Annotated in this window: 17 protein-coding genes; 10 read left to right on the top strand and 7 right to left on the bottom strand. The window is 43.2% G+C overall.

Annotated elements, in window-relative coordinates; translation table 11 throughout:
- Window positions 1-492 precede the first annotated feature (492 nt).
- The gene (locus K9W43_13230; protein MCF2138187.1) at window positions 493-705 is read left to right on the top strand and encodes an L-2-amino-thiazoline-4-carboxylic acid hydrolase; all 213 of its coding nucleotides are present in this window, start codon (window positions 493-495) and stop codon (window positions 703-705) included.
- Between the two features lie 63 nt (window positions 706-768).
- Window positions 769-1,140, top strand: coding sequence for a cupin domain-containing protein (locus K9W43_13225; protein MCF2138186.1), 372 nt, complete (start codon window positions 769-771; stop codon window positions 1,138-1,140).
- A gap of 113 nt (window positions 1,141-1,253) precedes the next feature.
- Here the strand turns inward: K9W43_13225 and K9W43_13220 are convergent, their stop codons facing one another.
- Window positions 1,254-1,856 carry a hypothetical protein gene (locus K9W43_13220; GenBank protein ID MCF2138185.1) on the bottom strand — a complete coding sequence of 201 codons (603 nt, stop codon included), beginning with the start codon at window positions 1,854-1,856 and terminating at the stop codon, window positions 1,254-1,256.
- A 574-nt stretch (window positions 1,857-2,430) separates the two neighbouring features.
- On the opposite strand from K9W43_13220, the gene K9W43_13215 reads away from it, so the two are divergent.
- The 6 genes from K9W43_13215 to K9W43_13190 all read left to right on the top strand — a co-directional run bounded on the left by K9W43_13215 (window position 2,431) and on the right by K9W43_13190 (window position 7,554).
- Window positions 2,431-3,852 (top strand): PAS domain-containing protein, encoded by a 1,422-nt coding sequence (locus K9W43_13215; protein ID MCF2138184.1) that lies wholly within the window; start codon window positions 2,431-2,433, stop codon window positions 3,850-3,852.
- A 231-nt stretch (window positions 3,853-4,083) separates the two neighbouring features.
- The gene (locus tag K9W43_13210; GenBank protein ID MCF2138183.1) at window positions 4,084-4,554 is read left to right on the top strand and encodes a hypothetical protein; all 471 of its coding nucleotides are present in this window, start codon (window positions 4,084-4,086) and stop codon (window positions 4,552-4,554) included.
- Between the two features lie 150 nt (window positions 4,555-4,704).
- Window positions 4,705-5,067, top strand: coding sequence for a roadblock/LC7 domain-containing protein (locus K9W43_13205; protein ID MCF2138182.1), 363 nt, complete (start codon window positions 4,705-4,707; stop codon window positions 5,065-5,067).
- A gap of 50 nt (window positions 5,068-5,117) precedes the next feature.
- Window positions 5,118-5,765, top strand: a complete 648-nt coding sequence (locus K9W43_13200) for a hypothetical protein (GenBank protein MCF2138181.1) — start codon at window positions 5,118-5,120, stop codon at window positions 5,763-5,765.
- Window positions 5,766-5,818: 53 nt separating this feature from the next.
- Complete coding sequence (locus K9W43_13195) at window positions 5,819-6,247, top strand: hypothetical protein (protein ID MCF2138180.1); 429 nt, start codon at window positions 5,819-5,821, stop codon at window positions 6,245-6,247.
- 68 nt (window positions 6,248-6,315) lie between these two features.
- Window positions 6,316-7,554 carry a HAMP domain-containing histidine kinase gene (locus K9W43_13190; GenBank protein MCF2138179.1) on the top strand — a complete coding sequence of 413 codons (1,239 nt, stop codon included), beginning with the start codon at window positions 6,316-6,318 and terminating at the stop codon, window positions 7,552-7,554.
- 275 nt (window positions 7,555-7,829) lie between these two features.
- On the opposite strand, the gene K9W43_13185 is transcribed toward K9W43_13190, so the two are convergent.
- The 6 genes from K9W43_13185 to K9W43_13160 all read right to left on the bottom strand — a co-directional run bounded on the left by K9W43_13185 (window position 7,830) and on the right by K9W43_13160 (window position 11,754).
- A complete protein-coding gene (locus K9W43_13185) occupies window positions 7,830-8,054 on the bottom strand; it encodes a ferredoxin family protein (protein MCF2138178.1) in 225 nt (74 codons plus the stop codon).
- A gap of 417 nt (window positions 8,055-8,471) precedes the next feature.
- On the bottom strand, window positions 8,472-8,576 hold the full coding sequence (locus tag K9W43_13180; GenBank protein ID MCF2138177.1) for a GNAT family N-acetyltransferase: 105 nt from the start codon (window positions 8,574-8,576) through the stop codon (window positions 8,472-8,474).
- A 12-nt stretch (window positions 8,577-8,588) separates the two neighbouring features.
- Window positions 8,589-8,840: a GNAT family N-acetyltransferase gene (locus K9W43_13175; GenBank protein ID MCF2138176.1), complete on the bottom strand. Its 252-nt coding sequence runs from the start codon at window positions 8,838-8,840 to the stop codon at window positions 8,589-8,591.
- Window positions 8,841-8,914: 74 nt separating this feature from the next.
- The gene (locus tag K9W43_13170; GenBank protein MCF2138175.1) at window positions 8,915-9,778 is read right to left on the bottom strand and encodes a GNAT family N-acetyltransferase; all 864 of its coding nucleotides are present in this window, start codon (window positions 9,776-9,778) and stop codon (window positions 8,915-8,917) included.
- 141 nt (window positions 9,779-9,919) lie between these two features.
- On the bottom strand, window positions 9,920-10,744 hold the full coding sequence (locus K9W43_13165) for a hypothetical protein (GenBank protein ID MCF2138174.1): 825 nt from the start codon (window positions 10,742-10,744) through the stop codon (window positions 9,920-9,922).
- The gene (locus tag K9W43_13160) at window positions 10,744-11,754 is read right to left on the bottom strand and encodes a phosphate uptake regulator PhoU (GenBank protein MCF2138173.1); all 1,011 of its coding nucleotides are present in this window, start codon (window positions 11,752-11,754) and stop codon (window positions 10,744-10,746) included. The genes K9W43_13165 and K9W43_13160 overlap by 1 nt, the downstream gene beginning before the upstream one ends.
- Window positions 11,755-12,044: 290 nt before the next feature.
- Between K9W43_13160 and K9W43_13155 the strand changes: the two genes are divergently transcribed.
- Together K9W43_13155 and pstC are read left to right on the top strand one after the other, a co-directional pair.
- Complete coding sequence (locus K9W43_13155; protein MCF2138172.1) at window positions 12,045-13,094, top strand: PstS family phosphate ABC transporter substrate-binding protein; 1,050 nt, start codon at window positions 12,045-12,047, stop codon at window positions 13,092-13,094.
- A gap of 24 nt (window positions 13,095-13,118) precedes the next feature.
- Complete coding sequence (gene pstC / locus K9W43_13150; protein ID MCF2138171.1) at window positions 13,119-14,162, top strand: phosphate ABC transporter permease subunit PstC; 1,044 nt, start codon at window positions 13,119-13,121, stop codon at window positions 14,160-14,162.
- Window position 14,163: the final 1 nt, after the last annotated feature.

The following is a 14,163-nucleotide window of genomic DNA, read 5'->3' as shown; positions in this document are numbered from 1 at the left end:
ATCAAAACTGATGAAGTATTTTGATAAGTCAGGCACAATAATAAAACAAGTCTTGAATAATTATTTTTATGAATCCAAGACACGATAACTTGTCGAAAAGAGTAGAGAGATTTTCAAGAATCTTATCCCGCACTACCGGAGATAGGCGGGAAAAAGAACATGTGGCTCCAAGACCTAATAGATACGACAATGATGTTGGCATTCATTCGTACATTGGAACAGGAAAATACGGGCACTAGAGAAATTGGAAAAATATTCTACGAGATCTCCGAAAAGCATTTTGATTCAATGCCTCGAATAACAAAGTGGATGATACTCCATCTCATATTTAGCAGGGTTGCCAGCAGTCACAGAAAACTTGGACATTCCTGGACATTGAACATAGGAGTGTATAAACTCCCAACCACATCTCACGTATGACCATTACCATGATTGTGAGGTTGTTGGTGTCCACTGCCGTTGGTGGGCGGACGCTGGACCTACTGTCCAAGAATGTCAAACTTAACAATCAACGGCTATGCAAAATATGTACCATATGTCTGTCTCGCAGATTATGCATTAGCACGGTCTGTGGGATTTGGGATGATAAGAACACAAACAATATCTAACGGCGCTCCGAAATGCGATTTTAGATTTAGAAAAGATTTCATAACACCATCGGGGTTTCCTCCAGATAGCCTAGAAGAATTCAAAGCAACCGAATAAGATAGGAACTTGATATCATACCTCAGTCTAATCACATAAACAAAAAAGTAGAGGGCTATGAAAATGTTCGTAAAACGACTTGCTGACTGTAAGGAGATCGTAGCTGGTGATGAGACCCGCCTGCGGGAGATTCTAAATCCTCTCCACGGCGACGACCTTCAGATCGACTATAGTCTGGCCCATGCGATTGTCGGTCCCGGACAGAGCACACGGCCACATCTTCTAAAGACATCCTCTGAAGTCTACTATATTCTCCAAGGAGAAGGAATTATGACCATTAATGGTGAGAGGAAGAGAGTAAAATCGGGAGACACCGTATACATCCCACCAGCTGCAAAACAGTTCATCAATAATACGGGAAAAGAAAATCTTGTATTCGTATGTATGGTCAGTCCACCGTGGCACTCCGAAGATGAAGTTATTTTAGATGAGTAAGCAATTGCCTCAGAGTTGACCTGTTCCAACCATGATGTATCACCTTGTCGTTCATCAGAATCCAGATTTATGATGACGAACCTGAGAAGGGCGTTTCCCTCACTACATTTTCTTCATCGACTCGCATAGATAGTTCCTATTTGATGGTTCACCACATTTGAGGCAAGTTCTACATAACCCATGAAAACCTCAAAACAGTTTCTGAAATATTGTTCCACAACCTCTCCCATTATGTGAAGTGAAATTGTTACGATAACTTTGATGTGGTCAATGTCCACACTATCCAAAGCCGATGAAAGAGTTGCAGGCACAAATTCTATCGACAATGAAGGTGTTAAGCTGTTGATTGTAGTGTTATCACCTTCCGCATCAAGATTAATGAACACACCTTCACACAGTTTCTTCTGTATGAATAGACTCCAATCACCTTGCTGGTTTAAGGAAAAAGAATCAGTTTCAATCGACATACTAGAAAAGATATTTTTAACAGCGGTTGTTAAATCGCCAGAACTTTGGACCATGGCTTGTGAACTACGACTGATCCATTTTATTTTTGATGATGGATTTGTTGAACTTTCAATCTCTGTTGCGCCCCAATGATAGGTTGCAACATACTCTATATCGCCAGATGGATCACTCATCTTTAGCGTCAAGTCCAGCGTTACATTCTCACCTATATCGACTTGCTCACGCAACTTAATTGCGGCCGGAATCATGATGATTACAACAAGTACTAACACTAATGGGGTTGCTCTACTCAAATTGCGTGTATTCCTTTGCTATTCTATTTACTTGAAGGTTGTCCAAGCACAACCATCCATGTTCATATCCGAGTTTTAAGGATATAAACTATTACACAAATGGGGCTCTGTGAGAAAAGTCAACAGTCATAGATCATTCAAGGCAGAGTGAATCCTGAAGAGTTTTGGATTCAATCACAAAGCTATGATCTTACTTTTCGTAATCACTTGTTACTAGCTTTCCAGCACCATGTTTTGTTTCATTTTGTTTCATAATCAAAAGATAATTGAAAAGTCCGATAACCTATCAATTATCTACGTGCGACAGTCAACCGGTAATTAACCATAGTTACCTATATAAGGATATGCGCATGTTAGTGAATTGTTCAGTTTTGGAGTAAATGCTAACCTATATATTTTGAAGTATCATATTAGAAACGTCATATAGAACGAGAACGCATCGCCCCTATATCAAGCATTCTGAAAAGGCTCAAAATATTGGCAGTGGAACGCAGGGACACCAAGCTGGATCACTTGGGAGTCAAAAACAATGGAAGTCGAACCATCGCTCAATACTCAAATAATAAAGATACTTGGTGATAATCCGATAGGATTAACTATCAGCGATATATCTAGGATAATCGGCGTTAGCAGAAATACAGTTTCAAAATATGTACAGACTCTGGAAGCACGAGAAGAAATTGCTCATAAGGAGGTAGGATCGGCCAAGTTATTTTATCTTGCGTCCCGGGTGAAAAAGACTCGACTTATAGATGTTTTTCCAATACCATTGGTTGTGGTTGATGCAAAGCTTACCATTATTAAATCAAATCAATCATTTCAACTCTTAGTAGGCCGTCCTAATGAGGAAATAGAAGGCCAGACAATTACAGAGTTTATAACAAGACCAAATAAAAAAGAAATGAAAAAAGTGTTAAAAGAATGCATAGTGAATCAAACACCACTTTCAATGATAACCATGAAAGTCGACAAATATACCTATGAAACGTTTCTCATTCCGGTCAGATTAGAGAACGGACAGATAGGAATCTCAATTCAGTGTATTATTCCGCTGGATACACACAATCAGTTGTTCAATAACGAAATCAAGGAACTCATGACATCTGTCATAGACACATTTCCAGTGTTTTTTGCCATAATTGATGCAACAACGAAACAAGTCCTCATTGTTAATGACAGTGAACATTCAATCTATCCCTTAAAGAATTCGGATCACAGGCACAACCAAAATCAATCAATAATTACTGAAGATCAGATACAAGATGTTGTTGACGACATAGATTTGTTAACCCCGTTCACACTTGCAATATCTATCACGCTTCAGTTCAAAGAAAAATTTGAAACACTAACAGTACGTAGAGTAAATCGGAAGAACACCAATCTCCTAATAATCCATGGCGAGTATTACGAAAGTAGTGATCAACAGAAGAATTCCGACGATGTAGTATTACAACTGATCGATACAATGTTATCGATCATTCAAGATAGAACCAACACGCATGACTCTGAAGATAATATGCTAAGAGAAATTTCACAAATCATAACAAAGATCCACAGTGAAATATTGATAACTGGCACTATTGACTGGGAGAATAGCATCCTAAAGTTGAAGTATGTAAAACTGCCTGATGCATGGAAAGAAATGGACACAAAGAGGGCCAAAGGGAGAGGCAGTAGAGAAGAACATGTGTTAACAGATCAACCTGCAAAAGCACATCATATATTCATGAGAAAAGCATCAAAAATGATAGATCCAACTTTAAAGAAGCAATTAGAAAAAAATCAAGCAGAAATCCAATCAGCAATTATTACAAAAATAGTCAGAGATGGAAAGGTACTGTTCTCGCTTGCTGGAAAGTTTACTAATAAGGGATTGACAGCAACAGAAATCACTTACATGAAAATTATGTCTTCATTTGGGTCATGCTCTAGACTATTTCAAGCGATATAAGATATTTACACTATGCCGACTAAAAATCGTCATGGCTGATAAAAAAACAGGAGCGACGCTAAGCAGAAGCCAAATGCAGACAAAGTAAGCAGTAGCAAGTATCAGCAGTACAAAACTAGTCCGCAAGGCCACCATTTGCTTATCAACTAACATGAAATACTCAATCTTGGACCAATGCGACCTCCGAGGACATCGTAGTGTTAAGTATTTGGTCCGGAGGTATTAATTAGAATGGATTACAAGGGATTACTTGATGTATCCAACTTTTCGATCGCAGCCATAATCCGATCCATTTACAAAATGGGTCTGACTGGCGAGCTGATCACAACACAGGTAACTGATGAATATGCAGCTGATGATATTTTAGAGTTACTGCATGACTCTAAACTTACAGTTGAGGGATCAAATCCGGATGAGGTAACACAATCATTCATGGAATTGATGAATACACTTGGCGCTGTAAGAAGTGTTGGATTTCCTTCTGTTACAGAGGATGTCATCGAAGTATCTTTACAAGATTGCGTATTTAATACTGCAACGAAACTAATACGAAAAAGCAGCCCTAATGAGATTCCTGTTTGCACATGGATATCAATTTTGTCAGCGGCCATATACAAATCAACAAACAAGACACTCACTGTTTCAAAATACGAGTGGGATGAAGCGACCAACACATGCAAGTTCAAACTAACAATGGAGTGATAACCATGGCGGATCGGTGTAATTGCATTCATGCAGGAGAAACAAATTCAGAGGGACAGATCTGGTGCAAGAAGAAGAATGTGTATGTAACTGGTTCGCAGGAAGAAACTTGCGAATTCTTCGAGGCAAAATGAACGAGGTGATAATAAAATGAGTTCAAAGACAAGAAAACTTGTTGATATACTAAACCAATTAGTGACTTCAAGCGAAATCGACGGCGCAGCACTTGTCAGTTCAAAGGGCCAGTTAATGGCCTCAGTGCTGCAAAAAGATGTAGACGAAAAAGCAATTGCAGCTATGGCTGCTGCTCTGACATCCATAGGTACGAGAGTCGGTATGACACTGAAAGGTGGAGAGCCAAAAAATATTGTGATCGAGGGGATTTCGAAGATAATCCTTGTGAGAACATTAGATAAAGCGTCAGTCATCGCAACAGCGCCCGCAGATTCCAAGATAGGGATGCTGGATTTTGAGTTAGGGAAGGTCTTGAAGGAGATTTCAAGCGTTCTTTAATAGTCCATCGAGGGATAGACATCCCTCCCCTTTTTTTAGGAGCGACAAAAATGAGAATACAAATAAAGAATTATGACTACAAGGTATATGTTACGGGGCCATTCCAGGCAGGCAAGACAACACTAATCCATACCCTTGATCCAAATACAGTATCTATCGAAAGGGATCTCAAAGGGGGCTATCAAGGTGAGAAATGCACAACTACAACGGCATTTGATCTTGGTCGTGTGACATGGGCCCGAAAAAGAGTTTCAGATAAGGGGCTAATTATCCCTCAAAGGGAGTTTCTTGCCGAGGCGGAAGAGTACATCGGATGGATAAGGAAAGAAATAGAATTGCGAGGTGTACCGGGGCAATTACATTTCAAAGCAGTCAGAGATGCAATGAGGATTCATACTGATGGAGTACTACTGATTATTGATTCAGCGGACCCAGGGATGATTGGAGAGGCATTATCGATGCTTGCTGAAACTCAAGCCGCATTCAATGAAGAGATCCCCATTCAAGTCATAGCGAATAAACAAGACAGAGAGTCTGCATCATCTCCACAGAAAGTTGCAGAATGGCTTGGTGTAAGAAGGACAATTGGAATGAGTGGTAAAGACTTCCATTCTGCTGAAATGGCACTGACACGACTCCTTCACCTCATCGAACAACCGGATTCAGAAGAATCATCAGTCTTGGAATTATATAATTAAAAGACCACCGTATAGAAATTAGGATAGAACATGGATAGGAGAAAAAGACAACAATGAAAAGCGGCATATATCATGAATTAATGAAAAATATAAGCGATCTTCAAAACGCCCTAAAAGAAAGTGTTTGCATTGTGATTACAGATTATCGGGGACTAATTATTGCGGAGTATACACATAATGATTTTGATACAAAAGAAGTGGCTGCAATGACCTCGCTTCTAGTGAATGCAACTAATAGAATCTCTGAGGTATTCCAAGATTCAACTTCAATAATTTCATCTATTTGCTCAGAAGATCTAACTCTATATGCTCTTGAAATTCATGTTAAAAATAAAAGATTCCAGCTAGGGATATTAATGAAAACAACCAAGACCTACAATTTTTGGATGCGACTCCGTAATAGATTGAACTCAAGTGATAAGAAAACCATCAAGAATGAGAGCGATCTAATTAAACAGGTGCTTGAGAAATATGTGAGATAAAACTAACCTGCTGAAAATGGAACAGGGGATTATAATTTAAATATGTTTTACACCACGAGGTAAGGATAATGAGCAATATTCGAAAATACCAGCTTGCAACGCCCATGATGATCAAGTATAGATTCCATTGGTTAGAAAAAATAATTGAGAAGACTAGAATATGGAAGAGAGCACTATCAAGTATAATTAAAAAGTCCCCGTTTTCAGAACACCAAGACAACTCAATCAGATTGCATCCGTCTTACACGACACCTATCATTTCACAACAGATACTGGATAAAGTTTCAGAACCTATTCTTGTCATCAATGCGAACACACTTACCGTCATTATGGCAAATGATTCCGCAAAAAACAAAGGGATTGCAGAAGGCGGGTCTCTAAGAAACAATGAAAAATGGAACGAAATTTTTAATTACGAAAACTATAGATTTTTTGATTTGATTAACACAGGGTATACGGGAACATTAGAATTAACTCGGATTGATAATTTCGGCCACATTAGGTATGAAACAATTGATATCTATCCAATCAGATCTGACAACAAAACTAAACGGCTAGTTGCACTAAGGATAACGGATCAGACTGAAATAAAAGAAGTGCTAAAACAATTAAAATCAGCACGAAAGCAAGCTAAGATGCATCTTGATATTATGCGTCATGACTTGATCAATATATTTCAAATTATTACTTCATCTACAGAATTATTAGCCCATAACAAAGAAAATAATGAATCGTGCTCAAATATTCTAGAGATCATTAATGATTCTGTTAATCGTGCGGTAAATTTAATCCGCAAAATACAGTGGTTTGACACAAACAAAGATGAAAATGTTGAATTGGTTTCAATCCAAGATGCATTAGATTTTGCAATTGAGAGAATATATCATAACTATAGAGATACCCAGCTACAGATTTTAATTAACAGTACGAAAGTTGATTATCAAATTAATGCACAAATATCAGAGGCCTTTTTTGATATTATTGAAAATTCGATTGTCCACAACACAGCCAAGAATCGAACTGTATGGATCAATCTTCATTATACTCGTGACCAAATCATTATAGAGATATCTGATAATGGCCCAGGACTTTCTGAAGGTATGAAACAGTCAGTATTAGATTCTGAGAAAAGGATAAGTGGCACAGGACTTCATCATGCCGTTGAGATCATTACAAGCTTGGGTGGAACTATTCAGATAGGGGATCGGATTTCAGGCAACCCTTCTGAAGGCCTGAAGGTCACATTTACTCTCCCAAAATTAACAAAGGGTCGAGTCTTGAATCAATTCTTTAAAGCATCTAGTTAAATGCAGTGAAGAGAGCCCTCCAATCTACACAGAGAAATACGGTTGTTATATTTAATAAATAGAAACTCGACACCCGGTTCTTAAATGATGATAAACTTTGTTTCAAGAGAAACATCATTAAATAAAAATTGGCTGAATTAGTCTTATCTCCTGAGAACCGCTTGAAAATCGTGAAACTGGTAAGACTTGAAACTTACCCGCTTTTGATAAGCCAATGATAGAGAGATAATGTAATATATTAGAAATTACACACCAACTCCGAGATATCAGTTAGTTTATTGCTGTTTTGATTGAAGTCGTTCCAGTGCCAGTCTTGCAGCCTCGGTCTCAGGTTCAAGAAACAAGGCTTGTGTGGGACATCTGAACACGCACGCTCTGCAATTCACACACATCTCAGGATGTGCAAGAACCACCTTTCTGAGATCCTTGTTGAGTTCGGGAATTACCATTGGACATACATCCACACAGATGCCACAGCCATTGCACTTCTCAGAATCCAAGGAAATTCGGCCATAAGGTGTGAGTTCATACGAGGGCCCCCCATCGCATCATGACCTTGAGTTTACCCTTGTTCCAACTTCACGCCAGCAGTGATGATCTTAAATTCGGAGTCAGGCCATCGGTATCATATACTGTGACGACTGACAATAGACCAATTAACAGATAGAGAGGCCAAAGGTTCAAGGATGCAAGAATACCAAGTGAGGGGTATCATTCCCGGACCGTAAATTTCCAGAACATCCGTGGCAAACCATGAGTCCACTACCAACCACAACAGGACAAGGCCTGCCCAGATCATTACTTTCTTTGCGCCTAAATGTGCAGAGATGAAGGGCCAGAGGACAAACATTCCGTATATGTAAAATGCAATAGATAATAATAATAATGGAACAATCCAGAAGGTCAATTGATAGATCCTAGACTAATGCCCTATAGAACGTGTCCTTGAAAGGATACAGACAACTGACAGCATAACCATCTACTTGCAGGTCTTCAAGCATCTTGGTGACAAGCCGTCGCACATTCCCCTCTCCTCAGTGTTCGGGTGCGCTGGCGACCATAGCAAGACCGCCCATCTTTTTCCAACTACCGCGTACATTCTGTTCAAAGGGGATCATACGTGCAATCGCAACGGGATGACCATCAATCTCAACACATTCGAATTCTCGAAATACACCAGCAAAGACCGATTTGATCCGCGCACGTCGAGTCTCGGGAAATCCATATGCATATAGAGCAAGGTCCACAAATTCATCGGCATCCTCTGGAGTCCCATGTCGTATCAAAGTGATCACTCATAATGAATTCACTTGATGACAAAGGCTGTCACTAAAGCGTCAACATGACCTCAAGCGTGATTCTATGCGGGAGCATCTCCAAATCTCTGTTCGTAGAGCAGGAATGATCGCTTCTCATATTGACTATCAATGAAACCAAGATGCTTTGACCACTCTTTTACGCGAGGGCCAAGAAATACAACGACACGTGGAGGATTCTTGGACTCCGCCTCATCGAGAATTCGAGCCATAACATCAACAAAGGCAGTCCTGTCACTGGCATAGACAGTATAGGCGCCTCTCCGTCGTTCAGCCTGTCCAACATAGCGACTGAAGTACAGAGCCACGGCAAGACCATCATCGTTGATAATGACCTTGAACTCCGTCTTCTCACTAAGTCGCGTGAGCCCCTCAAGAGAAGGATAATCGAAAGACCAAGCAAGAGGAATATGATCTGTATCGATCAGGTCGGAATTTTCTTGAAGCAACGAGTGCAGACGCTCGGGTGAGACCGTGAGGGGGACAACATTCGGACTCGGCTGAGGATGCTCGGGATAAGGCGGTTCGAAGCCAGCATAACCGACACGAGTGGCAAGTCTAAATCCAACTCGATCCGCAACTAATTGAGATGGCTCGTTTCGACTCCCAGTAGCATACCAGAGGGTCTCAATTTTCTCCTCTTGTGCCTTTTCTACGATATGCAGGACCAATCGCGTTGCAAGCCCTTGTCCACGGTAGGAATCGCGCACGCGGAGACCCTCGACCCATGCGATCGTAGTATTCGGCACCCTCTCAAGAGCAGAAACGGCGATTAGATCGGAGCCATCGAAAATACCATAGACAAATGCGTTTGAACTCTTAATCCAGTTAGGGAAGGTCTCACCAACGTAATCATTACCATCCCAGATCGTAGAACTGAGATCCTTGACCGCCTCATGATCATCCATGGTGAGTTCTCGTATATTGTAAAGCATATATTATCCGACAACTAAAGCAAATAATAATGACTCGGCATCGGCATCAAAAATGAAAAGCGAGTGTTCAGAATTAGTTCTAGAAAACGAGAGTCACCCAGATTCATCTCTTTGCTAATTCTGTAGTATCAGACAGTAGTGATGATGAACATTGGAAACATAGGTAGTTGGATACCCCCAGCACCCCAATCGCTTGTTATCTTGACACCATATCTGTTCCTGCCGGAGGATGTAGACCTCTGAGAGACGCCGTGCAAGATCCCAAGCAACAGGACGGACGACCCCATCAACATCACGCATATTTTGAACAATGACGACAACATACGCCCCAGACCGCAGGAAGGGTTGGGTCTCCCGTAGGACATGAACAACGCCATCGAGATAGTCCTCGTAGGAGTCGATATTACCAAGATCTTGAGATGATGAACTGTATACTTGAGGGAGTCCCTTTTGCAGACGTTCCTTATGGACGGTTTCATTGTTTCCTCGTGATTTTCGCAACATATTCCAGTATGGTGGAGAGGTCATCAAGAGATCAAAGACTGGAGCAGTCGGAAAATGATCTCCGAGCACACTTGTAATCTTTGCGGAATCACCGACCAGCATGTGAGCCTCGCTTGCATCCGACACGGTCTCAAGTGCCTCCTGTGCAATGGTGACAAATTCATCTACAAGTTCTATTCCCACACTGTTCCTGTGCAAGCGCTTAGAGGCGATCAGAGTACTGCCTACTCCCGCAAAGGGATCAAGAACCCATTGCCCCTCACGTGTGAAAAAAGTGACAAAACGCTCGACGAGTTCCTCAGGGTATTTTGCAGGATGCGTCAGCTGACTCTGAGTTCTCCGACGCGGATTGATCACGAACCACGACTTGGTCTTCTTGACCCATTCCTTGGCGTCTAAGTCGTTGAGTCGATGAGACCATCTCTTCTTGGTCACTACGTATCACTCCGATTGGTAGAGAGGCTGAGACCTATCTTTGAACCTATCAGCCGATTGATAGCGACTTCTCCGATATCAGCACAGTACGATGCGACCCGTTCCAAGTGCATCAACAGAAGGACCATCCGGGGAGAAACCCCACGCCGTGACGAACCCATCTTTTCTAGACGCTGAGCCAGTCCCTCAGCGGACTCGAGGACTTCAAAGGCCTTCTCATCATAGACGCTCATCTCCTGCTTTGAAGAGTCTGTACTGAAAAATGTCTTCATGGTCTGCTCGTAGGTGCTTGTGAGAACCTTCGAGGTCTTGATCACTGATGCACTGACCTCTTTGAGAGCAATAAACTCCGAGGCGGCGTCACAGACATGATCTGCAATCCGTTCAACGTATTTTGCTGCAAGACTGTAGTTCAAACAATCGGATGGTGTGATTGCAATCTTCCGGGCATAGGCGGCATCCTGCAAAGCAAGATGGCAGAGGCGTTCGACAAAGTACCTATGGCGATCCACGTCTTCATCACGTGGAAGAATTCGTGCTGCGAGATCCGTGTTACCGTTCTCCATTGCTGTCACGAGACCATTGAGCATATACTTAGCCGTAGAGAACTGCCGTTTTAGAATCGGGAGAATCATCTGCTTCTCACTCGTGTCCGAGACCACCAAGGTGTCACTATGTTCGTCTAGGATCTCAAAGCCCGGCAGTCTTCGAATCCACCGTGAGATCTTCTCGCGGGTGGCCATATCAATCGCCTGAGGAAACTGCAGAGCAATTGTAGTTCCACCGATGATATATGCACCAGTAAGAAGGATCTCAACTTGGTTCTTGTCCGCATCCTTAATCTTGACAGTCATCTCCCTTTGGATCTGGCCCTCATACGCTGGGGGAATGATGACAAGGACACCCTCAGGTGATTCTTCCAAGCGGACCTCAGAGTCCTTTTTCAACGAATGCTTGTCACACCAAGCGCGAGGCAGGTAGACATAGAACGAATTTCGTACCCGATTCAATTTTCTAGTGGTCGTCGATACGCACATCCTCTTTCGTAAATGCCTGTCATATGCTATACTATGCATAGTCATGCAAAAGTATGAAGTACGCCTTAAAGGGTCTATCGGCCCACTTTTTCATGGTTAAACGAGCAACGATCATGCCAATAGAGTAGGAAGAAATAAGAATCAGTTAGTCTCGTAGAAGGCACGGATAGGTAAATGCATGCATTTACAATAACTGAAACCTATGCGCGTAACTTAATTTAGGCATTATTTGGCAAAGGTCGAAGAAAGGAGCTAACAAAGAGATGGCACGAAGCAGGAAGATTCTCCTGGTAATGTTTTTCGTGGGCCTGATCGTCGGTTCGGGCCTGACTGCTCTCATAATCTCGTCGGGACCCGGCCCCATCTATACAATCACAACAGCAGGATCAACAACAGTATATCCACTGTCACAAGAGTGGGCGACGCGATTTCATGATGAGAATCCAAATTTCATTGTCAACCCAAGCACCGGAGGCTCAGGCCTTGGACAGTCGCAGGTGGCCTCGGGACTGATCGACATTGGGGCCTCAAGCTCATACCCCAAGGACTCGTACTGGGAGGTGGCACCACAGGTAAAGATCCTCCCGGTCTCGGCCGATGCACTTGGGATCGTTGCAAATCCTGCGATCAATGGATCAGTCCTAAAATTGGACTGTGATATGGTCGTTGCGATCTTTCAGAGAAATGTGACGACATGGGAAGAGTTTGCTGCCACCTTTGGAGTGACCATTAAACAGACGGGACCCATCAATGTGTATGTTCGATCTGACGCGAGCGGGACGACGGCCACATTTGGAAAATGGTTAGACACCGCAGACGAGAACATAAATGCGAACGGAGCAGAATATGAATGGATACTTGGACACGAGGAGACCATCTCGTGGAGACCGGGTACGAACTCGGTCGATGGAAACCCGGGAGTCGCAGAGGGAGTGCTAAGTGACGATCACGGGATAGGCTATGTGGGTCTCGCGTTCATGGAGGGTCTCACTGCTGCCGAGCTCTACAATCCGGGAAATGGTGAATGGGTCACTGCGAACTTGGCGAATGTCTTGAAGGCCATACCAGACCAGATGAGCGACCCGGGCGTGAACTTGATGAACTCGCCGAATCAGGGGGCTTATCCGATAGGGCGGTTGCTCTACTATCTTGTCAATACGCAGAAGATCAGATGGGATGTCATAATCTATTTGAACTGGGTGCTCATTCAAGGACAGAAATACATTCATCATGTGGGATACGTGCCCATTAATGGAACCTCCGCAATCACGTATGCTCAGTCGGTGGTCGCCTCACTCACACCAGTCAACTAAGAGCAGATGGAGAGAACGGTATTGTTGGATAAGGGAAAGGAAATGAGAGAAGGTCAATCAGAAAATGGAAATGGCGATATCATTTCCAGCCTACTCTCACGCGCTCGTCACGGTCTCTGGATATTGCGACACGGAAGAGGTGGGGCGCGTGTGGACCTTCTCGGAAAGATCGGGCTGGCGATCCCGGCGTTCACATCGATCCTAATCATCGTGCTCATTCTCTCATTCTTATGGTTTGAATCAATTCCCATCCTGACGAGTGATGTGGGAGGACCTGCCATCTTCTTAGAACCGACGTGGGACCCAAATCGCGACCTTTACGGTATCGGGATATTCATTGCGGGATCTTTTGCGTCCACGGCCATCGCCATCGGAATAGCACTGCCTGTGGGAATTGGTGCAGCCATCTTTCTGAGCGAGTTCTGCCCCACAAAAATTCGTGGTGCCTTTAGGATGATCGTGGAGATGATGGCCGCAGTCCCATCGATCGTCTATGGCCTGTGGGCGTTTCTGGTCATTGTCCCGTGGATCAAGGAATCGCTGGCCCCGGCAGTTCAATCAAATCCTGTGACATCGTGGATACCATTCTTTCAGGGGAACACGAACGGTCTGAGTCTCATAGCAGGTGGACTGATACTGGCCATCATGCTTCTCCCCACCGTGATAAGCGTCTCAGACGATGCACTCAGATCCGTTCCTCAGAGCCTGCGAGAAGCAGCACTTGCACTTGGGGCATCAGAGAGTGAAACCGCTCGTAAGATCGTCCTGTCCGCAGCGCTCCCCGGTGTCGGTGCGGCAGTGGTGCTCAGTCTTGGAAGAGCGGTAGGGGAAACCATGGCAGTATTGATGGTGACAGGGAACTCGCTTCAGATACCGTATTCATTATTCGATCCCTGCTATGTGATGACCAGCATCATCACGAACCAGCTCGGGTATGCATACATCTTTCCGATGTGGCGATCCGCACTGTTCGCTGTAGCGCTGGTCCTGATGCTGATGAGCATCTGCTTCACGACCATTGCGAAAATTATGATCAAATGGGGAAGCAAGACCCGGGGGATTGTATGAT

Source organism: Candidatus Thorarchaeota archaeon (genome assembly GCA_021498125.1).
Taxonomy (GTDB): domain Archaea; phylum Asgardarchaeota; class Thorarchaeia; order Thorarchaeales; family Thorarchaeaceae; genus B65-G9.
This window is presented reverse-complemented; position numbering and strand designations above follow the sequence as displayed.